Below are 19,966 nucleotides of genomic sequence, written 5' to 3'. Positions count from 1 at the left end.
CTAGACCTCATCAAACAGACGCTGTGAAAGTTTCGATCGGATGTTGCCGGCGGGATCGAGCGATTTGCGGATCGCGTTGAAACGCTGCAAGGCAGGATAGCCCGCCGTGAAGGTCGCGCGCGACTGGCGCGCGTCTTTCGCCAGATACAGCCGGCCGCCGGCGGCGACGACCAGGCGATCGATCTCGTCGAGGAAATTCAGGATGTCGCCCTTCACCGGGAAATCCAGCGCGAGCGTGTAGCCGGGCAGCGGGAACGACAGGATGCCGTCGCCCTGGCCGAGCTTCTTGAGCACGGCGAGGAAGGAAGCATCGCCGCGCCGCGCGACACGATCGAGGATGTCGCCGAGCACGGCGCGCGCGCCGGCTTGCGGGATCACGCATTGATGCTGCAGGAAGCCGCGCTTGCCATAGATGCGATTCCACGCACCGACGCTGTCGAGCGGAAAGAAATACGGATAGAGCGAGACCACATGGCTGCCGCCGGCGCGCCGCGCGCCCATGCGATAGTAAAGCTCGTTGAAGGCGCGGACGCTGGTGCGGTTCAGTGCCATCGACGGCAGGTCGACGGGCACACTGAGGCGAGACTCCTTGCCGACCGGAAAAGCATCGGCGCCTTCCGCCAGTTCGCCCCTGCCCGCGTGCTCGCCGAGATAGATCAGCGAACGGCCGAGATCGCGCCCACGTGCCACGCAGTCGATCCATGCCACCGAATAGGTCGCGGCATCGCCCGCCTCGAGCGCGCGCATCGCGGCATCGAGATCGGACGCGGAGATCACCCGTTCGCGGATCCACCCGGTCTCGACCCGGCGCAGCCGCATCGTCGCTTCGAGGATGATGCCGGTCAGGCCCATGCCGCCGACGGTCGCGAAGAAGGCATCGGAGTTCTGTTCGCGCGAGGCCTCGATGACCTCGCCCTGGCCGGTGCGCAGCAGGAGGCTGTCGACGTAGCGGCCGAAGCCGCCTTCGCAATGATGGTTCTTGCCGTGCACGTCGGCCGCGATGGCGCCGCCGACCGAGACGAAGCGGGTGCCGGGCACGACGAAGGGCAGAAAGCCGCGCGGGCCAAAGGTGTCAATCAGGTCCGACAGGAGAACGCCGGCTTCGAGACGGATGCGCCCGGTTCCCGGATCGAACGACCTGACCCGGTCGAAGCCGGTCATCGTGACGGTTCTCGTGGCGCCGATCGCGGCATCGCCATAGGCACGGCCATTGCCGCGCGCGACGGTGCCGGCGGAGACAGCCTCGCCAACCGCCGCGAACGAGCGCGGGCGCAGCACGTCGCTATCGACGACCGGGAAACGGCCCCAGCCGCTGACGAGGGTCATGGCTCAGCTCCTGTGCCGGGCGCGCGCCGCCCGGCGTTGGAACTGACTACCGGTCAAAAGCTTATTTTGCGTTGAAAACGCCGGTCCAACTGCTACGGACCATAAGTCTAGCGCCCCAGCGCCAGCGCGATCAGGCCGAGCGTGCCGGCGATGACGCGCCACCAGGCGAACACCACGAAACCGTGCCGGGTGACGTATTCCAGGAACGTCTTGACCACGATGATCGCGGTGATGAACGACACCACGAAGCCGATCGCGACGATGCCCATATGGTCCATCGTCATCTCGGAGCGGTTCTTGTAGAAGTCGTATGCGAACGCACCGATCATGGTGGGGATGGCGAGGAAGAACGAGAACTCCGCCGCCGCGCGCTTGTCGGCGCCGAGGAACATCGCCGCGACGATGCTGGCGCCGGAACGCGACACGCCCGGGATCATCGCCACGCACTGCGCGATGCCGATATAGAGATACATCAGCAGCGGAAACCGGGTGGCGTCATGCTCGCGCGGCTTGAGATCGAGCTTGTCGACCCAGAGCAGGATGGCGCCGCCGACGATCAGCGTGAAGCACACGACCCAGGGATTGAACAGCACGCTCTTGATGTATTTGCCGGCGACGAGGCCGACGATCACAGCCGGCAGGAACGCGACCAGCACGCCGAGCACGAAGCGGCGCGAATAGGTGTCACCCGTGAAGAAGCCGATCACGACATCCCAGAGCTTCTTGAAGTACAGCCCGACGATCGCGAGGATCGCACCCAACTGGATCAGAACCGTAAACGAATCCCAGAACGCGCCTTCGCCGAGATGGAAGAAGCGTTCCGCGAGCAGCAAATGGCCGGTCGAGGACACGGGAAGGAACTCGGTCACACCCTCGATGATGCCGAGGATCACTGCCCGTATTGCGTCTGACATATTTACGGTCCATTTCGGCTGGAAAAGCGGGGCTCTTCTCGCCTATTCGCCCCCATGCCGCAATCGCAAAATGCGAAATCACGCCCTTGCCTCGCGGTTTTGAAGGACTAGTGTGGCGCCGCACAAACATTGATGGAATCTTAAGCACCATCAAATAGTCAAAGGCTTCATGTTTACGCTGTTTCATCATCCGTTCTGTCCGCATTCGCGTTTCATCCGCCTGATCGCGGGCGAATACGGGCTCGACCTCAAGCTGGTCGAAGAGCGCAGCTGGGAGCGGCGCGAGGCGTTTCTGTTGCTCAATGCGGCAGGCACGACGCCTGTGATGGTGGACGACGAGCAGCCGCCGATCCCGGGCGCGGCGATCATCGCCGAATATGTCGACGAGGCCTATGGCGCCGAGATGGGACCCAAGCGCCTGATGCCGGAGACGATCTCCGAGCGCGTCGAGGTCCGCCGGCTAATGGCCTGGTTCAACGAAAAGTTCTTCGAGGAGGTCTCGCATCCGCTCGTCACCGAGCGCATCTACAAGCGCTTCATGAGCGAGGACAACGGCGGCGGGCCGCCCTCGGCCGACGTGATGCGCGCCGCCAAGGCCAATGTGCGCTATCATCTGGCCTATATCGGCTGGCTGGCGCAGACGCGTAATTTCCTCGCCGGCGACCGGCTCACTTACGCGGATCTCGCCGCCGCGGCGCATCTCTCGGCGATCGACTATCTGGGCGACGTGCCATGGAGCGAGGACGACGCAGCAAAGGCGTGGTACGCGCGGGTGAAATCCCGCCCGTCGTTCCGTCCGCTGCTGAGCGAATGGCTGGCCGGCGTGCCGGCGTCGCGGACCTACGTGGACCTGGATTTCTGAACTCCGATCCGACTGAACTCAAGGCGGCGCTCACACGCGAGGCGCGGGCGCTCGGCTTCGACTGCATCGGCATCACGAAGCCAGGCACGATCGAGAGTGCCGGAAAATACTTCCTGGAATTCATCGCCTCTGGCGGCCATGGCGACATGGACTGGCTCGCGGCGCAGCCGGAGCGCCGGGTCGATCCGCGCGGGCTGTGGAGCGACGTGCGCTCGGTGATCATGCTCGGGGTCAATTACGGCCCGGACCAGGATCCGCTCGCGATCCTCGAGCAGCGCACGCGCGCGGCGATCTCGGTCTATGCGCAGGGCGACGACTATCACGATCTCATCAAGAAACGCCTGAAGGCGCTGGCGCGCTGGCTGGTCGCGACCGCGCCATCGGATGTGAAAGTGTTCGTCGACACCGCCGCAGTGATGGAGAAGCCGCTGGCGCAAGCCGCGCATCTCGGGTGGCAGGGCAAGCACACCAACCTCGTCTCGCGCGAGTTCGGTTCGTGGCTGTTCCTCGGCGCGATCTACACCACGCTCGAACTGCCGCGCGACGCTGCCGAGATCGATCATTGCGGCTCGTGCCAGGCCTGTCTCGACATCTGCCCGACGGCGGCGTTCCCCGCGCCCTACAAGCTCGATGCGCGGCGCTGCATCTCCTATCTCACCATCGAGAACAAGGGGCCGATCCCGCACGAATTTCGCAAAGCCATCGGCAACCGCATCTATGGCTGCGACGATTGCCTCGCTGCGTGTCCCTGGAACAAATTCGCGCAGGAGGGGCGCGAAGCCAAGCTCGCCGCACGCAGCGAATTGCGCGCGCCTGGTCTCGCCGAGCTCGCACGCCTCGACGACGCCGCGTTCCGCGCGCTGTTCACGAAGTCACCGGTCAAGCGCATCGGCCGCGATCGGTTTTTGCGGAACGTGCTGATCGCGATCGGTAACTCGGGGCAGGCGGCGCTGGCGGACGAGGCGCGGCGGTTGCTGGAGGATGCGAGCCCGCTGGTGCGTGGCGCGGCGGTGTGGGCGCTGGGGCAGTTGGTGGGGCGGGGAGAGTTTGAGGCGATGAAGAGCGCTGCATTGGATCACGAACGCGACGACAGCGTGCGTGAGGAGTGGCAGACCGCTTCCTAACCCACCGCCGTCATGCCCGCGAAGGCGGGCATCCAGTACACCGCGGCTTCTCGATTCCATCACTGCTGCCTCTGGAATACTGGATCGTCCGCCTGCGCGGACGATGACAGCAGAGAGCGAGGAAAGTGCATGCCACCCCTGACCCGGAAGGCACGCCCACCCTTGATTTCCATGCACGTTCCCGCAAAGTCGCGCGTATGACAAACCTGCCTTTCTTTACCCGCGATGGCGATACATTCCATCCGACGGAAGCCGCCAATGGTCCGTGGGATCCGAAATCGCTGCACGGACGCGTCGTCGTCGGGCTGCTCGGCTTCGCCAATCGAGGAACGCCATTCCGGTCCCGAATTGGTGCCGGCGCGGCTCACCGTCGACATGTTTCGGCTGCCGACCATCGACAAGCCGATCGAGGTGACGACGCGCCTCGTGCGCGACGGCTTGCGCATCCGCGTGGTCGAGGCGGAGTTCGTCTCCGGCGGTGTCAGCATGGCGCGGGCCTCGTGCCAGCTGCTGCGCAAGACGCAAAATCCTGATGGCAATGTCTGGTCGCCGCCGAACTGGGACGCGCCGAAGCCGGCCGACATTCCAAAACCCACCGATCCCAGGCTCGGCATGAACGGCAAATGGACGACGCGGCCGATTGTCGGTCATATGGGCTCGCTCGGTCCGCGAAGACTCTGGATGAGCGAGGTGCGCGAGCTCGTCGCCGGCGTGCCGATGACGCCGTTCGTCCATGTTGCTACCGGCGCCGATTTCGCCAGCCCCTTTGCCAATGCCGGCGACAACGGGCTCGGCTACATCAACAGCGACGTGACGATCTATCTGCACCGGCTGCCGGCGACGAACTGGATCGGCTTCGAGGTGGTGAACCATCACGCCACCGACGGCGTCGCGATCGGCGAATGCTGGCTCTACGACGAACAGGGCCCGATCGGCACCGCGACGGTGGCCGCGCTGGCGCAGCGCAAGCCGATGGCCAATCCGTCGAAGCGATAGGCTCTTTCCATCATTCCGGGGCAGCCCGCAGGGCTGAACCCGGAATCTCGCGCAGCAAGCTCGGGATTCCGGGTTCGCGCTCCGCGCGCCCCGGAATGACGATTAGATGAGATGCCGCTGCATCTCCGGCCGCGCCTTCAGCGCCGCGCCCTGCTTGGCGACGATCTTGGCAATCCGTTCCGGCGCAAACTTCAGGTCGACAAACGCCGGCGCGGTATTGGCGACCTCGTGATAGCTCACGATCTTGCCGCCGTTCAGCGTCATGATCGCGACACCCTCGAACATTGCCCGCGCGCCGTCCGCTTCTGGCAAGATCGAGCGATAGCTGAAGGTGTAGCGCGCATAGAGCGTGGTGCCGTCGGTGACGGGATCATGCATGTCCCAGCGGAAATCGGTCGCCGTGCGATAGAACCAGTCGTCGATCAGCTCGGCGATCTTCTCGCGGCCTTCGAAGGCGCCGTAGAATACGTCGTGATAGACGCCGTCCTCGGTGAACAGCTCGGCGAATGCTTTGCCGTTGCGTTGCTCGACCGCATCGCAGAAGGCGCGCAGCATGGCGGTGGTGGTCATTGGATTGCCTCCTGAAGGAAGAAGGCAGTTCACCCGATCTCCGCCACCGCGGCAAGAATGCGCGCGATGTCTTGCGGGCGGGAGAGGCGGTGATCGCCGTCCTGGATCATGGTCAGCACGACGTCGTCGGCCGGCAGACGATGCGTCAGCGCGAAGGCGTGCTGCCAGGGGACATCGGGATCCTTCGCACCTTGCAGGATGCGGACCGGGCAGCCGAGATCGATGGCGCTGCCGAGCACGAGATGATTGCGGCCTTCCTCGATCAGGTTCCGCGTGATCGGATAGGGCGAGCCGTCGCCATATTCGGATGGCCGCAGCCAGAGACCCTTGGTCTCGATCTCCTGCTTCACCGCCGGCGAAAAATTCTTCCACATCAGCTCTTCGGTGAAGTCCGGCGCTGGCGCGATCAGCACGAGGCCTGCCAGCGATCCCTTGCTGGATCGCTTTCTGATCTCGCGCGCGAGCAGCAGCGCCATCCAGCCGCCCATGGAGGAGCCGATCAGGACCTGCGGGCCGTCGCAGAACCGTTCGAACACCGCCACGCACTCCTCCAGCCAGCGTCCGATGGTTCCATCGGCGAAATCGCCGCCGGATTCTCCGTGGCCGGAATAGTCGAACCGGACCATGGCGCGGCCGTGATCCCGGGCCCAGGCGTCCAGTGCCAGGGCCTTGCTGCCCTGCATGTCGGATTTGAATCCGCCGAGCCAGACCAGCCCGGGCCCCTGCCCGCGCCGGCTGCGCACCGCGATCCTGCGTGATGACGGGCCCTCACCCACATCGATGGTATCGAGCACGGCATCGGGAATTGCATGGCTCATGGAACGTTTACCCTGGCTGTGCGGTTTGAGCTGTCGGGTCGTGTTCCGCAGCGCCGGAGACCGGCATTGTCCCTTTGGGACGCTTGCGGAACGGAAGCAAGGTGTCTATGTCGGTCAGCGTGCCCAGGCGTGGCCGAAATACCTCGCATTTGAGGGTTTTTCGTTTCGCGCACGAGCGAATTGCTTGCCGGCAAACGCATCTTCCTGCAAAATAGCAGCCTCTTTCACAACTTTGGAGAACCACCCATTCGCCGTCCCAATAAAGCCCCGCCCGTCGCCAGCAAAGATGGGCCGCGCATCAATGATGATATTCGCAATGCGCAGATCCAGCTGATCGATCAGGCCGGTGACAACAAAGGCACGGTCGAGACCGTCATGGCCATCCGGATGGCCCAGGAAGCCGGCATGGATCTGGTCGAGATCTCGCCGAACGTCAGCCCTCCCGTCTGCAAGATCATGGATTACGGGAAGTATAAGTATTCAGCCCAGAAAAAAGCCGCCGAAGCCCGCAAGCGGCAGAAGATCGTCGAGATCAAGGAGATCAAGCTCCGCCCGATGATCGACGACCACGATTACGACGTGAAGATGCGCGCGATGCAGCGGTTCTTCGAAGAGGGCGACAAGGTCAAGATCACGCTGCGCTATCGCGGTCGCGAAATGGCGCACCAGGAGATCGGCACCAAGCTGCTCGACAAGATCAAGACCGACGTCGCCGAGCTCGCCAAGGTCGAGCAGGACGCCCGATTTGAGGGCCGTCAGGTCGTCATGGTTCTGGCGCCGCGCTGACGCCGGTTGTTTGGAACTGAGAATTCAGCGGCCCGTCCGGATCTCCGGCGGGCCGTTTTGTTTTCACCTCTGCCGAAGGCGGGGAGGAGCGCAGCAGCTTTCTCGGCGACAGCTACGTCCGTGTCGCCTGCCAGGTGCCGCTGCACTGGTCACCGGAAATGACACCTCTCCACGAGCCAGCTCCGTTCACGCCAGCGAGCCGGCCGCCGCCGCTGGCATGGGACGCGCCGACCGAGACCTGGACTGCGACGGCGCCGCCGCGATTGATCTTGCCGGAGACCCGGCCGCCGCCAGCGGACGAGACCCGGCTGCCGATCACGGTGAAGGGAACGCTGTAGCCGGAGCTGCAATTGCCGCGGGTGGTGGCGAAGGTGACGTTCCAGACGCCGTCATAGCGGGCCATGCGGGCATCGGCGGTCGACGGAAGCACAGCCGCGGCGAGCGCGGTGAGCACCGCCAGGTGGCGCGGACGGACGAAATCAGTCAAAGAGAAAAGCGATCGGGACAAATGGGCCATTTTGGTCCTGCTCCGGGCGACACGACTTGGACATAAGTGTACCAGCACCGAATAGTCGGCCGGTAGGTTCCGCCGGTTCATCGTTGCCAATTCGCCCGTTCTCTGTCATAAGCCCGGCCTTCATCGCCCGGCTGATTAAGGGCTGCCGTGGCGGTGTTTCGTGCGGGTTTCGCGCTTGTTCGTAAAACCTGAGCACAATCAACGCTCTAACGAGCATTTTTGACGGCCAGCCGCCTTCGCGGGCGGAACTCTGTGGCCATTAGGAGAGCCAAATGCCCAAGCTGAAGACCAAATCGGGCGCTAAAAAGCGCTTCAAGGTGACTGCCACCGGCAAAGTGATGTTCGCCCATCGCGGCAAGCGTCACGGCATGATCAAGCGGACGAAGAAGCAGATCCGTCAGCTGCGCGGCACCGCGGTGCTGTTCAAGACCGACGGCGACAACGTCAAGAAGTACTTCTTGCCGAACGCCTGATCGCGTCCACGATCATTGCCAACCGTGCCGCGTCTTGCGCGGCAATCCGATAACCAAAGTCATCTCTGAAGGATTTTGTCATGTCTCGCGTCAAACGCGGTGTGACCGCCCACGCCAAGCACAAGAAAGTCTACAAGGCCGCCAAGGGTTTCTACGGCCGCCGCAAGAACACCATCCGCGCCGCCAAGCCGGCCGTGGAAAAGGCCCAGCAGTACGCGTTCCGTGATCGCAAGCGCAAGAAGCGGACCTTCCGCGCGCTCTGGATCCAGCGCATCAACGCTGCCGTCCGTCCGTTCGGCCTGACCTACAGCCGATTTATCGACGGCATGGCCAAGTCCGGGATCACCGTGGACCGCAAGGTGCTGTCGGATCTCGCGATCAGCGAGCCCGCGGCGTTCCAGGCGATCGCCGAGAAGGCCAAGGCTGCGCTCGCGGCCTGAGCCCTGCGGCGCTAGCGGCCGGCTTTGTGCCGGCCTTCAGCGCACGTTGCGAGTAGCGCTGGGCGACTTCCGCCCGGCAGAAGGCCGTGGCCGAGATATACATGGTGCCGGACTTGCTCCGGTACTTCTGGTCGCAGACCCGCAACTCGCGCTGGTAGCTGAGCTTCTGTGGCGGCTGCAGCTGGCCGATGAAATCGGCCTCGCACTTCTTCTCGACCACCTCACCGAACTGTACGTCGCCGCTGGCGCCGTATGCGCAGGCTTCGAACTGCTTCATGGCACGCTCGCAGCCCGGCGCCGCGTTCAGGGCCACGATGATGTCATCCATCGACGTGGATTTGGCCTGGCATTCTTCGGCGGCGAGAGCCGCGCCTCCCAGAAAGCCTTTCAAGAGAACCAGGGCCAGGCCGGCCACGCAGGATCGCAAACGCATCGTCCCCTCCTTCGCGTGCAGGTTGGTGCCAGCCATGCCTTTACGGTTCAAATGCCCCGCATTTACGACGTCCAATCGGCTTGACGTTCCGCCCCGGCTGCGGCCACAACCCGGCAGCCTTTTGCAAGTTTGAGGGATCCGACCGTGTCCGACCTCGCTAGTCTCGTTCAATCCATCCTCGCGCAGATCAGTGCTGCCGGCGACGAAGCGGCCCTCGAAGCCGTCCGCGTTGCCTCGCTCGGCAAGAAGGGCTCGATCTCAGCCTTGCTGGCAACGCTCGGCAAGATGTCGCCGGACGAGCGCAAGACGCAAGGCGCAGCGATCAACCAGGCGAAGGACGAGGTCACCCAGGCGCTCGCCGCCCGTCGCGACGTGCTGAAATCGGCGGCGCTCGATGCGCGGCTCGCGTCCGAGACCGTCGACGTCACGCTGCCGCTGCGCGATGCGCCGACGGAAGCCGGCCGTATCCATCCGCTGAGCCAGGTCTGGGACGAGCTGACCACGATCTTCGCCGACATGGGATTCTCGGTCGCCGAAGGCCCTGATATCGAGACCGACGATTACAACTTCACCAAGCTGAATTTTCCGGAAGGCCATCCGGCGCGCGAGATGCACGACACCTTCTTCTTCCATCCGAAGGAGGACGGCTCGCGCATGCTGCTGCGAACCCACACCTCTCCGGTGCAGGTGCGCACGATGCTGAGCCAGAAGCCGCCGATCCGCGTGATCTGCCCGGGCCGCACCTACCGCATCGATTCCGACGCGACCCACACGCCGCAATTCCACCAGGTCGAAGGCCTCGTCATCGACAAGCATTCGCATCTCGGCCACCTCAAATGGATCCTGCACGAGTTCTGCAAGGCGTTCTTCGAGGTCGACCACATCAACATGCGCTTCCGCCCCTCATTCTTCCCGTTCACCGAGCCGTCGCTGGAAGTCGACATCCAGTGCCGCCGCGACAAGGGCGAGATCCGCTTCGGCGAGGGCGAGGACTGGCTCGAGATTCTCGGCTGCGGCATGGTGCACCCGAACGTGCTGCGCGCCTGCGGCATCGATCCCGATGAGTACCAGGGCTTCGCCTGGGGCATGGGCATCGACCGCATCGCCATGCTGAAATACGGCATCGCCGACCTCCGCCAACTGTTCGACAGCGACGTCCGCTGGCTGTCCCATTACGGCTTCAAGCCGCTGGAGGTGCCGACGCTGGCTGGGGGGCTGAGCTCGTGATGGCCTGCTGGGACACAATTGCTCCAGCCGCAAGGACGGTCGGACTCCCTCTCCCGCTTGCGGGGGAGGGTTGGGGTGGGGGTCTCTCCTCGATTGGGTTGCCAATGGTCGATCCTGAACATCCGGACTGGAAGGTCTCGGGCAAGCTGCGAGGCAATGCTCGCTCACTCAGGCGCGACTCAACCGATGCGGAGCGGATCCTCTGGTCGGAACTGCGCGGCCACCGACTGAACGGCGCGAGCTTCCGCCGCCAAGTGCCGATCGAGAATTACATCGCCGATTTCATCTGCCACGCAGCCAAGCTCGTCATCGAGCTCGACGGCGGCCAACACTTCTCGAATGATGGCGAGCGCGCCGACGCGCGTCGCTCTACCGCAATCGAAGCGATGGGCTTCAAGGTGCTCCGCTTCAGCAATCTCGATGTCATGACAAATCGTGGCGGCGTTCTCGAAACCATCGCGACCACCGTCGCGGAGAGAGCCCCCACCCCAACCCTCCCCCGCAAGCGGGAGAGGGAGCAGACCGTCTCCATGGAGAAGAAACAGCCATGAAATTCACCCTCTCCTGGCTGAAGGATCATCTCGAGACCGACGAGCCGCTCGACAAGCTCGCCGAGAAGCTCACCATGATCGGGCTCGAGGTCGAGAACATCGAGGACAAGGCGAAGGCGCTGAAGCCCTTCACGATTGCGAAGGTGATCTCGGCCGAGCAGCATCCGAATGCGGATCGCCTGCGCGTCTGCATGGTCGACACCGGTGACGGCGGCGCACCGGTGCAGGTGGTGTGCGGCGCGCCGAATGCGCGCGCGGGTCTCGTCAGCGTGTTCTCGCCGCCCGGCACCTACATTCCGGGCAAGGACATCACGCTGGGCGTCGGCACCATCCGCGGCGTCGAGAGCCGCGGCATGCTTTGCTCGGCGGCCGAGCTGCAGATCTCCAACGACCATGACGGCATCATGGAATTGCCGGCGGACGCACCGATTGGCGCCGGCTATGCCGAATGGGCCGCGCTTGGCGATCCCGTGGTCGAGATCAATTTGACGCCGAACCGGCAGGACTGCACCGGCGTGCACGGCATCGCGCGCGACCTTGCCGCCGCCGACATGGGCAAGTTCAGGGATCCCGCCATCAAGCCGATCAAGGGCGAGTTCGCGTGCCCCGTGAAGGTCACGGTCGAGGATTCCACGCTGTGTCCAGGCTTCGCGCTCCGCCTCGTGCGTGGCGTCAAGAACGGTCCGTCGCCGGAATGGCTGCAGAAGCGGCTGACCGCGATCGGACTGCGCCCAATCAACGCGCTGGTCGACATCACCAACTTCATGACCTACGACCGCGCGCGGCCGCTGCACGTGTTCGACGCGAAGAAGGTGAAGGGCAATCTCGTCGTGCGCCGCGCGCGCGACGGCGAGACGCTGCTCGCGCTCGACGGCCGCACCTATAATCTCGATCCCGTCGTTTGCGTGATCGCCGACGAGCACGGCGTCGAATCACTCGCCGGCATCATGGGCGGCGAGGCCTCGGGCTGCGACGACGACACCACCGACGTGCTGATCGAATCGGCGCTGTGGAACGAGATCAACATCGCGCAGACCGGCCGCAAGCTCGGCATCAATTCGGACGCGCGCTACCGCTTCGAGCGCGGCGTCGATCCGGCCTTCATGGTGCCTGGGCTGGAGCTGGCGACCAAGCTGGTGATGGAGATGTGCGGCGGCACACCGTCCGAGACCGTCGTGGTCGGCAAGGCCTTTGGCGACGACCGCGTGATCGATTTCCCGGTGACCGAGGTCAAGCGCCTCTCCGGCATCGAGGTGCCGCAGGTCGAGATGAAGCGCATCCTGACCCATCTCGGCTTCATGATGGCGGGCCCCGGCCCGGTGGTGAAGGTCGCGGTGCCCTCGTGGCGCACGGATGTGCACGGCAAGGCCGACATCGTCGAGGAGATCATCCGCATCTACGGCGTCGACAAGGTGCCGATGACGCCGTTCGAGCGCGGCGAGGACGCGCGCAAACCGGTGCTGACGCCGCTGCAGCTGCGCACCCGCCGCGCCAGGCGCGCGCTCGCAAGCCGCGGCATCATCGAAGCGGTGACCTGGTCCTTCATCACGAAGTCCGCGGCAAAATTGTTCGGCGGCGGCCAACGCGAGCTCGAAGTCGCCAACCCGATCGCGTCTGATCTCTCCGACATGCGCCCGACGCTGCTCGCGGGCCTGATCGCGGCAGCACAGGCGAACGCCAATCGCGGCGTGAGCGATGTCGCGCTGTTCGAGGTTGGACAAATCTTCAAGGGCGATCGCCCGCAGGATCAGTTCATCGCCGCGAGCGGCGTACGCCGCGGCTTTGCCTCCTCGGAAGGTCTGGGACGGCACTGGTCGGGCTCGGCGCAGGCCGATGTGTTCGACGCCAAGGCCGATGCGCTGGCCGTGCTGGCAGCCGCCGGCGCGCCGATGCAGGCGCTGCAGATCGTCGCCGGCGGTCCGGCATGGTTGCATCCGGGCCGTTCCGGCACGATCCAGATCGGACCGCAGAACGTGCTCGGCCATTTCGGCGAGGTACATCCCAGAGCGCTCGAAGCGCTCGGCGCCGACGGCCCGCTGATGGTGTTCGAGGTGATCCTCGACCGCATCCCCGAGGCGAAGAAGAAGCCGACCCGCGCCAAGCCCGTGATCGAGCTGTCGGCATTCCAGCCCGTCACGCGCGACTTCGCCTTCATCGTCGATCGCACCGTGAAGGGTGGCGACATCGTGCGGGCCGCGCAAGGCGTCGACAAGAAGCTGATCACCGGCGTGAACGTGTTCGACGTCTACGAGGGCAAGGGCATTGACGACGACAAGAAGTCGATCGCGATCGCGGTGACGATCCAGCCGCGCGAGAAGACGTTGACCGATCAGGAGATCGAGGCCGTGGCCACGAAGATCGTGGCCGAGGTCACGAAGAAGACCGGCGGCACGCTGAGGGGATGAGTATTGCGGACTTCCTTCCGAAGGACGTCAGCCTCACCATTGCGATGGCGCTCTGCGCCGTCGCCTTCGTTTCCGGTACTGCACGCGGCTTTTCCGGCTTCGGCTCGGCGCTGATCTTCATGCCGCTGGCGAGCAGCATTGCTGCGCCACGGCTCGTCGCCGCCTTGCTTCTGGTGATCGACTTCGTCGCGGCGGCGCCGCTGCTGCCCGATGCCTGGCGCAAGGCCGACCGCAAGGCGACCGCGGTGATCGTGCTGGGCGCGCTGGTCGGCGTGCCCGTCGGCACTTATTTCCTCAGCGTGCTCGAGCCCGTCACCACGCGCTGGATCATCTCCTGCTTCGTCGCCGCTTTGCTGCTCCTGCTGCTGTCGGGTTGGCGCTATCGCGGCAAGGACCACGCCTGGCTCTCGGTCGGCATCGGCGGCCTCTCGGGCTTCTGCAGCGGCCTCGCACAAACCGGCGGCCCGCCGATCGTCGGCTACTGGCTCGGCCGCCCGATCGCGCCGATCGTCGCGCGCGCCAACATCGTGCTGTTCTTCGGCGCGTCGGATTTCTTCTCGATGGTCAGCTACGCAACCACGGGGCTGATCAGCCGCGAATCGCTCGCGCTCTCGCTGATCGTCGGCCCGGTCTATGCGATCGGCGTCGCATTCGGCGCCTCGCTGTTCGGCCGCGCCAGCGAGCGGGTATTTCGCGCGATCTGCTACGGGCTGATCGCGATGGCGGTGATCGCGGGACTGCCGGTGCTGGACGGGGTGTTGCGGTAACCACTGCTGTCGTCCCTGGGGACGCAGGGACGACGGCGGATTGTGTTGCGGCTTGACTGCCCTACTGCCTTGGCGCCCGCCGCTTCTTCGTCGACTGCGTCGGCACATCCGCCGAATCGTCCTTGAGCGCACCGATCTTGCGCAAGGCTGCGTCCGCGGCGCGCTCGCCGCTTTCCCAAGCGCCGTCGACGGTGCCCCACAGCGTCTCATGCGTGGCTTCGCCGGCGAGGAACACATTGCCGATCGGTTCGCTCAGGATTTTACGCGACAGCTGGCCGCCGGGGGAAGCCGCCGACATCGCACCCAGGACGTAGGGCGAGGCGTTCCAGCGCGTAGCGCTGGTCTTCCCGACGGCAGCCGCAGCCTCGCTACCGAACAATTTCGTGATCCATTCCCTGGCGAAGGCGACCATCGCCTTCTCACCCTGCTCGGAGAGATCGCGGCCGAACGCGCCGCCGACGTCAATCGAGCACAGCGAAGAGCCGCCGATATTGGCGAACATCAGCGCGGTGCGTGTCGAATTGCTTTGCTCGATGAGGATATCGTCGCGCGACAGGCCGAGCGGATTGCCCGGCAATTGCAGCACGATGCGATCATAGCTGCCGAGGCCGAGCTTCGACGCCGCGTCCAACGTGCGTTTGGGAATGTCGGGCGTGAACTTGATCGCGCCCGATGTCAGCACGTTGGTCGAGACCGTGACGACGGCGGCGCGCGCGGCGATCTTGCCGGCTGGCGTCTCAACGCTGACGTCGCGGTTGCTCCAACTGATGCGGCTCGCCGGCGTCGACAGCGCCACGGGCGCCTGCTCGCCGAGTTTGGTGATCAGCGTGCCCAGGCCCTGACGGCAGGCGATCGCCGCGTTGCGATCCTGCGCGCGTCCCTTGTCGATCGCCGACAGCTCCTTCAAATCCTTGCCGGCAAAGCCCGCGCCCAGCATGAATTCGGCCGCGCCCGCCCAGTCGCCGAGATCCTTCGGCAGCACGGAGGCGCAAGAGGTATCCAGCTTAGCCCGCGAAGCATCGTCGATAGCGCGGTTGGCGCGCACCAGCGCCGCCAGGAATTGCTCGGTCTCGCCCGCGCGTGCGTTGCGGCGACCGATGCGCATCTTCTGGCCCGATGGCGCCGGCAGCACGTCCAGCCCGACACTGCGCGCCAGCCGGATCATCGGATTGGTGTCGGGATTGTGCATCCAGCGTGCGCCGCGGTCGAACGGCACCTCGAAGGTTGTGCTGTCGGTGATACAGCGGCCGCCGACTTGCGATGCCGCTTCCATCACGAGGACCTTGCGGCCCGTCGCCATGATGCGCCGCGCCGCAGCGATTCCCGCGGCTCCCGCACCGATCACGACGATGTCGGCCTCGCGCGGCAGGGGCGCGGCGGTTGCGCGCAGGACCGGCATTGCTGCAAGACCCGCCGACGCGACAAGGAAACCGCGGCGCGTGATTGTCATGTCATGGTTTCCGAGGACTTACGGCGAACGGGAACAGTCAGCGAACCTTGCCGCATCTGATGTTGCACGGCAACCATCATGGTGAATCAATCGTGCTTGATGTCACGGAGTGATGAACCGAATTGCAACACGTTCCGACCATGATAGAGAAGGGAAAAAGACGGCCGCAAAAGGTCGTGGGGGGAGTTGGAAATGGGGACGGTCCTAGATTCAGTCGGCAAGCTAATTGCCGCGTACCTCTCCAAGGAGGTGCCGGGCTACGAGCCGTTCACGCCGAGCGACCCGGAGCACCTGCGCGGCGTGATCGAACCCGGCGACGTGCTGCTGGTCGAGGGCAACAACCGCATCTCCGGCATCATCAAATATCTGACGCAGTCGACCTGGTCGCATGCCGCGCTCTATGTCGGCCCGGTCGAGGGCGCCACGGAGCCCGACGGCGAACCGCATGTGCTGATCGAGGCCAATATCGGCGAAGGCGTCACCTCGGCGCCGCTGTCGAAATATTTCCCGTATCACACCCGCCTCTGCCGCCCGGTCGGGCTGTCCTACGAGGACCGCACAACGGTCTGCCGCTATGCGATCAACCGCATCGGTTTCGGCTACGACACCAAGAACATCGTCGACCTCATGCGCTTTCTGTTCCCGTTGCCGGTGCCGCAGCGCTGGCGGCGACGCATGATCGCGATCGGCTCGGGCGATCCGACCAAGATCATCTGCTCGGCGCTGATCGCACAGGCGTTCGATGCGGTGCGCTATCCGATCCTGCCCAAGATCACCAAGGCCGGCAGCCGCGCCGCCCGCCGCGAGATCCTGCACATCCGCGATTCCTCGCTCTACATGCCCCGCGACTTCGACATCTCGCCCTATTTCGAAGTCGTCAAACCCACCATCGTGCACGGGTTCGACTACACCGCCCTGCACTGGGCCGACAAGCAGAAGCCGCTCGAGGAGGTAGCGGGCACATTCAGTGTGTTTCCAGAAACGATCAGTGCGCCGCCGCTCGTTCCTGAGACGGTTGACCAAGAAGCGCCGGCTGAAATTCCGGCTGCGCAAATGAGTGCGTGCCTTGCGGAGACGGGCACCAATTTCTCCGAGCATTTTGTGCAGCTGAACGAACTAGCGATGTCCCGCGCGCGCCGCCGCGGAGACATATGCGAGATCGCGGCGTAAGCCCCGCTGTCGTCCCTGCGAAAGCAGGGACCCATACCGCGTGATCTATCGAGTCCGGGCGGTAGACGTACCGAACGACCAATCTTCGCCAAACCCCTCCCTGTGATTATGGGTCCCTGCGTTCGCAGGGACGACGGCTGTGAGCGTGGCGCAACCTCTCCTCAGCAACCGTCGTTGCGAGGAGCTCTTGCGACGTAAAGACCTACCGCTCCGCCCGTCCGATCACCGCCATCAACTCGGCGATCTTCTCGCGTTGGTCGGCCTTGTCGCCGCTCGCGATCGCGTGCTCGACGCAATGGGCGACGTGGTCCTTCAGGACCTCTTCCTCGACCCGGCGCAGTGCGGCACGCACCGCAGAGATCTGCGTCACGATGTCGATGCAGTAGCGGTCCTCCTCTACCATTTTCGAGAGGCCGCGAACCTGGCCTTCAATCCGGCCGAGGCGTTTTCCGACAGATGCCTTGATGTCCTTGCGCATGAGGTCTATATACCCCTACCGGGTATGGGTTGCAAGACCCTCGATATAAGGCCGGAGCAAGGGCAATGAACGAACATAGGCATCAACAGGGCGCGGACGGACATTCCGGATGCGGTTGTTCCGCCAAGACGGAAGCGGCCAAGACTGAACCGGCCAAGACCGAAGCAGCCAAGCCGGCGGCGTCCTCCTGCTGCGGCGGGCACGGCGATCATGCCGGCCACGGCCATCATCACGCGCATGACCATGGCGATGCGGCCAGCAAGGTGCACGATCCCGTCTGCGGCATGATTGTCGATCCCACGACTTCGAAGCACCGCTTCGACCATCACGGCGAGACCTTCCATTTCTGCTCGGCCGGCTGCCGCACCAAGTTCGCCGCCGATCCCGCAAAATATCTCGCCAAGGACAAGGCCCCCGCGCCCGAGATGCCGGCGGGCACGATCTACACCTGCCCGATGCATCCGGAGATCCGCCAGGTCGGACCCGGAAGCTGTCCGATCTGCGGCATGGCGCTGGAGCCGGAAGTGGCAAGCCTGGAGACCGGCCCCAACCCCGAGCTCGCCGACATGACGCGGCGGTTCTGGATCGGCGGCGCGCTGGCACTGCCGGCCGTGGTGCTGGAGATGGGCGGCCATCTCGCAGGCCCGCACAACTGGATCGATCAGACGCTGTCGAACTGGATCCAGCTCGCCTTCGCCACCCCCGTGGTGCTGTGGGCCGGCTGGCCGTTCCTCGTTCGCGGCTGGCAGTCGCTGCTGACGCGCAACCTCAACATGTTCACGCTGATCGCGATGGGCACCGGGGTTGCCTATGTCTACAGCATCATCGGCACCGTCGCGCCGCAGATATTCCCCGCAAATTTCCGCGGCCATGAAGGTGCGGTCGCCGTCTATTTCGAAGCGGCTGCCGTCATCACCGTGCTGGTGCTGCTCGGCCAGGTGCTGGAGCTGCGCGCCCGTGACGCAACCTCCGGCGCGATCAAGGCGCTGCTTCAGCTTGCGCCGAAGACTGCGCGCCGCGTCGATGACGACGGCGGCGAGCATGAGGTCGAAATCGACGCGCTGCATGCCGGCGAACGTCTGCGCGTTCGCCCCGGCGAAAAGGTGCCTGTCGACGGCGTGATCCTCGAGGGCCGCTCCTCGCTCGATGAATCGCTGGTCACCGGCGAGTCCATGCCAGTCACCAAGGAGGCCGGCGCGAAGGTGATCGCCGGCACGCTGAATCAGTCGGGCAGCTTCATCATGCGCGCCGACAAGGTCGGCCGCGAGACGCTGCTGTCGCAGATCGTGCAGATGGTCGCGGACGCGCAGCGCTCGCGCGCGCCGATCCAGCGGCTGGCCGATCAGGTCGCGGGCTGGTTCGTGCCGACGGTGATCGTCGTCGCCCTCGCCACCTTCGCGGCGTGGGCCTGGTTCGGGCCGGAGCCGCGGCTCGCCTTCGGCCTGGTCGCCGCCGTCAGCGTGCTGATCATCGCCTGCCCCTGTGCGCTGGGCCTCGCAACCCCGATGTCGATCATGGTCGGCGTCGGCCGCGGGGCGCAAGGCGGCGTGCTGATCAAGAACGCCGAGGCCCTTGAGCGGATGGAGAAGATCGACACGCTGGTGGTCGACAAGACGGGCACGCTGACCGAGGGCAAGCCCAAAGTGGTCGCGATCGTGCCGGCGTCAGGTTTTGCGGAGGATGACATCCTCAAGCTTGCCGCCAGCGTCGAGCGCGCCAGCGAGCATCCTTTGGCCGACGCGATCGTGCGCGCGGCCAAGGAGAAGCAGCTTGCCCTCGGCCAGGTCGAGCAGTTCGATTCGCCGACCGGCAAGGGCGCCACCGGCAAGGTCGACGGCAAGACCATCGTGCTCGGCAATGCCAGATATCTAACGTCGATCGGCATCGACACCAAAACGCTCGACGCCGAGGCCGAGCGGCTGCGCGGCGACGGCGCCACCGTGATCAACATGGCCGTCGACGGCCGGCTGGCCGGCCTGTTCGCGATCGCCGATCCGGTCAAGGCATCGACCCCGGAAGCACTGAAGGCGTTAGCTGCCGAAGGCATCAAGGTCATCATGCTGACCGGCGACAACCGCACGACGGCGGAAGCGGTGGCGCGCCGGCTCGGCATCGCGGAGGTCGAGGCCGAGGTGCTGCCGGATCAGAAGAGCGCGGTGGTGACGAAGCTGCAAAAGGCCGGCCGCAGCGTCGCGATGGCCGGTGACGGCGTCAACGACGCGCCGGCGCTGGCTGCGGCCGAAGTCGGCATCGCCATGGGCACCGGCACGGATGTGGCGATGGAGAGCGCCGGCGTGACTCTGCTCAAGGGCGACCTCGTCGGCATCGTCCGGGCGCGAAAGCTGTCGCAGGCGACGATGAGCAACATCCGGCAAAACCTGTTCTTCGCCTTCATCTACAACGCCGCCGGCATTCCGATCGCGGCCGGCATCCTCTATCCGGCGTTCGGTCTGTTGCTCTCGCCGATCATCGCCGCGGCGGCGATGGCACTGTCCTCGGTGAGCGTGGTCGGCAATGCGCTGCGGCTGCGGGCGTCGCGGCTGTGAGGATGCACTCCCTCTCCCCGTTCTTACGGGGAGAGGTCGGGGTGAGGGGCTGCTTCAGCAAATTCGGTGACAGATGGACTCGCGGAGAGTCCCCCTCACCCGGAATTCAAGCT

Annotated in this window: 20 protein-coding genes; 12 read left to right on the top strand and 8 right to left on the bottom strand. The window is 64.9% G+C overall.

What is annotated here, in order from left to right; all coding sequences use genetic code 11:
* Both RAD04_RS14325 and RAD04_RS14320 read right to left on the bottom strand, forming a co-directional pair.
* Positions 1-1,326, bottom strand: a complete 1,326-nt coding sequence (locus RAD04_RS14325) for an FAD-binding oxidoreductase (protein ID WP_461624288.1) — start codon at positions 1,324-1,326, stop codon at positions 1-3.
* Between the two features lie 107 nt (positions 1,327-1,433).
* On the bottom strand, positions 1,434-2,240 hold the full coding sequence (locus tag RAD04_RS14320; RefSeq protein WP_461624287.1) for an undecaprenyl-diphosphate phosphatase: 807 nt from the start codon (positions 2,238-2,240) through the stop codon (positions 1,434-1,436).
* Between the two features lie 169 nt (positions 2,241-2,409).
* On the opposite strand from RAD04_RS14320, the gene RAD04_RS14315 reads away from it, so the two are divergent.
* From RAD04_RS14315 to RAD04_RS14305, 3 genes are all read left to right on the top strand, one after another.
* Positions 2,410-3,102: a glutathione S-transferase family protein gene (locus tag RAD04_RS14315; protein WP_461616419.1), complete on the top strand. Its 693-nt coding sequence runs from the start codon at positions 2,410-2,412 to the stop codon at positions 3,100-3,102.
* Positions 3,051-4,226 (top strand): tRNA epoxyqueuosine(34) reductase QueG, encoded by a 1,176-nt coding sequence (gene queG, locus RAD04_RS14310; protein WP_461624286.1) that lies wholly within the window; start codon positions 3,051-3,053, stop codon positions 4,224-4,226. Before RAD04_RS14315 ends, queG begins: the two co-directional genes overlap by 52 nt.
* A 258-nt stretch (positions 4,227-4,484) precedes the next feature.
* Positions 4,485-5,222, top strand: coding sequence for a thioesterase family protein (locus RAD04_RS14305; protein WP_461624285.1), 738 nt, complete (start codon positions 4,485-4,487; stop codon positions 5,220-5,222).
* Between the two features lie 102 nt (positions 5,223-5,324).
* Here the strand turns inward: RAD04_RS14305 and RAD04_RS14300 are convergent, their stop codons facing one another.
* Together RAD04_RS14300 and RAD04_RS14295 are read right to left on the bottom strand one after the other, a co-directional pair.
* Positions 5,325-5,792, bottom strand: coding sequence for a nuclear transport factor 2 family protein (locus tag RAD04_RS14300; protein WP_461624284.1), 468 nt, complete (start codon positions 5,790-5,792; stop codon positions 5,325-5,327).
* Positions 5,793-5,821: 29 nt separating this feature from the next.
* Positions 5,822-6,610: an alpha/beta hydrolase gene (locus tag RAD04_RS14295; RefSeq protein WP_461624283.1), complete on the bottom strand. Its 789-nt coding sequence runs from the start codon at positions 6,608-6,610 to the stop codon at positions 5,822-5,824.
* A 246-nt stretch (positions 6,611-6,856) separates the two neighbouring features.
* Here RAD04_RS14295 and infC point away from each other — a divergent pair, with 246 nt between their 5' ends.
* Complete coding sequence (infC, locus tag RAD04_RS14290; protein WP_080670072.1) at positions 6,857-7,396, top strand: translation initiation factor IF-3; 540 nt, start codon at positions 6,857-6,859, stop codon at positions 7,394-7,396.
* Positions 7,397-7,508: 112 nt separating this feature from the next.
* Here the strand turns inward: infC and RAD04_RS14285 are convergent, their stop codons facing one another.
* The gene (locus RAD04_RS14285; protein ID WP_091962413.1) at positions 7,509-7,913 is read right to left on the bottom strand and encodes a hypothetical protein; all 405 of its coding nucleotides are present in this window, start codon (positions 7,911-7,913) and stop codon (positions 7,509-7,511) included.
* Positions 7,914-8,185: 272 nt separating this feature from the next.
* On the opposite strand from RAD04_RS14285, the gene rpmI reads away from it, so the two are divergent.
* Positions 8,186-8,386, top strand: coding sequence for a 50S ribosomal protein L35 (gene rpmI / locus RAD04_RS14280; RefSeq protein WP_008143958.1), 201 nt, complete (start codon positions 8,186-8,188; stop codon positions 8,384-8,386).
* 80 nt (positions 8,387-8,466) lie between these two features.
* A complete protein-coding gene (rplT, locus tag RAD04_RS14275) occupies positions 8,467-8,826 on the top strand; it encodes a 50S ribosomal protein L20 (RefSeq protein WP_027561620.1) in 360 nt (119 codons plus the stop codon).
* Here rplT and RAD04_RS14270 read toward each other — a convergent pair.
* Positions 8,765-9,334, bottom strand: coding sequence for a hypothetical protein (locus RAD04_RS14270; RefSeq protein ID WP_461624282.1), 570 nt, complete (start codon positions 9,332-9,334; stop codon positions 8,765-8,767). The two genes, rplT and RAD04_RS14270, sit on opposite strands and share 62 nt — an antisense overlap.
* A gap of 69 nt (positions 9,335-9,403) precedes the next feature.
* Between RAD04_RS14270 and pheS the strand changes: the two genes are divergently transcribed.
* The 4 genes from pheS (at position 9,404) to RAD04_RS14250 (ending at position 14,209) form a co-directional block, all read left to right on the top strand.
* The gene (gene pheS / locus RAD04_RS14265) at positions 9,404-10,486 is read left to right on the top strand and encodes a phenylalanine--tRNA ligase subunit alpha (RefSeq protein WP_461624281.1); all 1,083 of its coding nucleotides are present in this window, start codon (positions 9,404-9,406) and stop codon (positions 10,484-10,486) included.
* A gap of 104 nt (positions 10,487-10,590) precedes the next feature.
* Entirely contained in the window at positions 10,591-11,037 is a 447-nt protein-coding gene (locus tag RAD04_RS14260) for an endonuclease domain-containing protein (protein WP_461624280.1), read from the top strand.
* Positions 11,034-13,442: a phenylalanine--tRNA ligase subunit beta gene (gene pheT / locus RAD04_RS14255; protein ID WP_461624279.1), complete on the top strand. Its 2,409-nt coding sequence runs from the start codon at positions 11,034-11,036 to the stop codon at positions 13,440-13,442. The genes RAD04_RS14260 and pheT overlap by 4 nt, the downstream gene beginning before the upstream one ends.
* The gene (locus RAD04_RS14250) at positions 13,439-14,209 is read left to right on the top strand and encodes a sulfite exporter TauE/SafE family protein (protein ID WP_461624278.1); all 771 of its coding nucleotides are present in this window, start codon (positions 13,439-13,441) and stop codon (positions 14,207-14,209) included. Before pheT ends, RAD04_RS14250 begins: the two co-directional genes overlap by 4 nt.
* A gap of 61 nt (positions 14,210-14,270) precedes the next feature.
* Here the strand turns inward: RAD04_RS14250 and RAD04_RS14245 are convergent, their stop codons facing one another.
* Entirely contained in the window at positions 14,271-15,659 is a 1,389-nt protein-coding gene (locus RAD04_RS14245; protein WP_461624277.1) for a flavin monoamine oxidase family protein, read from the bottom strand.
* A 192-nt stretch (positions 15,660-15,851) separates the two neighbouring features.
* Between RAD04_RS14245 and RAD04_RS14240 the strand changes: the two genes are divergently transcribed.
* A complete protein-coding gene (locus RAD04_RS14240) occupies positions 15,852-16,829 on the top strand; it encodes a YiiX/YebB-like N1pC/P60 family cysteine hydrolase (protein ID WP_461624276.1) in 978 nt (325 codons plus the stop codon).
* A gap of 202 nt (positions 16,830-17,031) precedes the next feature.
* Here RAD04_RS14240 and RAD04_RS14235 read toward each other — a convergent pair whose 3' ends face one another.
* The gene (locus tag RAD04_RS14235; protein WP_007598521.1) at positions 17,032-17,307 is read right to left on the bottom strand and encodes a metal-sensitive transcriptional regulator; all 276 of its coding nucleotides are present in this window, start codon (positions 17,305-17,307) and stop codon (positions 17,032-17,034) included.
* 65 nt (positions 17,308-17,372) lie between these two features.
* Between RAD04_RS14235 and RAD04_RS14230 the strand changes: the two genes are divergently transcribed.
* A complete protein-coding gene (locus RAD04_RS14230) occupies positions 17,373-19,853 on the top strand; it encodes a heavy metal translocating P-type ATPase (protein ID WP_461624275.1) in 2,481 nt (826 codons plus the stop codon).
* Positions 19,854-19,966 lie beyond the last annotated feature (113 nt).

This window comes from Bradyrhizobium sp. 25ACV, from assembly GCF_054863005.1.
This window is presented reverse-complemented; position numbering and strand designations above follow the sequence as displayed.

Bases quoted from the DNA above. Each gene is read 5' to 3' on its own strand.
- RAD04_RS14245 (WP_461624277.1), bottom strand. From the start codon at position 15,659: ATGACAATCACGCGCCGCGGTTTCCTTGTCGCGTCGGCGGGTCTTGCA.
- RAD04_RS14295 (WP_461624283.1), bottom strand. From the start codon at position 6,610: ATGAGCCATGCAATTCCCGATGCCGTGCTCGATACCATCGATGTGGGT.
- RAD04_RS14250 (WP_461624278.1), top strand. From the start codon at position 13,439: ATGAGTATTGCGGACTTCCTTCCGAAGGACGTCAGCCTCACCATTGCG.
- rplT (WP_027561620.1), top strand. From the start codon at position 8,467: ATGTCTCGCGTCAAACGCGGTGTGACCGCCCACGCCAAGCACAAGAAA.
- RAD04_RS14240 (WP_461624276.1), top strand. From the start codon at position 15,852: ATGGGGACGGTCCTAGATTCAGTCGGCAAGCTAATTGCCGCGTACCTC.
- queG (WP_461624286.1), top strand. From the start codon at position 3,051: ATGGCTGGCCGGCGTGCCGGCGTCGCGGACCTACGTGGACCTGGATTT.
- RAD04_RS14285 (WP_091962413.1), bottom strand. From the start codon at position 7,913: ATGGCCCATTTGTCCCGATCGCTTTTCTCTTTGACTGATTTCGTCCGT.
- RAD04_RS14230 (WP_461624275.1), top strand. From the start codon at position 17,373: ATGAACGAACATAGGCATCAACAGGGCGCGGACGGACATTCCGGATGC.
- RAD04_RS14305 (WP_461624285.1), top strand. From the start codon at position 4,485: ATGGTCCGTGGGATCCGAAATCGCTGCACGGACGCGTCGTCGTCGGGC.
- pheT (WP_461624279.1), top strand. From the start codon at position 11,034: ATGAAATTCACCCTCTCCTGGCTGAAGGATCATCTCGAGACCGACGAG.
- RAD04_RS14320 (WP_461624287.1), bottom strand. From the start codon at position 2,240: ATGTCAGACGCAATACGGGCAGTGATCCTCGGCATCATCGAGGGTGTG.
- RAD04_RS14325 (WP_461624288.1), bottom strand. From the start codon at position 1,326: ATGACCCTCGTCAGCGGCTGGGGCCGTTTCCCGGTCGTCGATAGCGAC.
- rpmI (WP_008143958.1), top strand. From the start codon at position 8,186: ATGCCCAAGCTGAAGACCAAATCGGGCGCTAAAAAGCGCTTCAAGGTG.
- RAD04_RS14260 (WP_461624280.1), top strand. From the start codon at position 10,591: ATGGTCGATCCTGAACATCCGGACTGGAAGGTCTCGGGCAAGCTGCGA.
- RAD04_RS14235 (WP_007598521.1), bottom strand. From the start codon at position 17,307: ATGCGCAAGGACATCAAGGCATCTGTCGGAAAACGCCTCGGCCGGATT.
- RAD04_RS14315 (WP_461616419.1), top strand. From the start codon at position 2,410: ATGTTTACGCTGTTTCATCATCCGTTCTGTCCGCATTCGCGTTTCATC.
- RAD04_RS14300 (WP_461624284.1), bottom strand. From the start codon at position 5,792: ATGACCACCACCGCCATGCTGCGCGCCTTCTGCGATGCGGTCGAGCAA.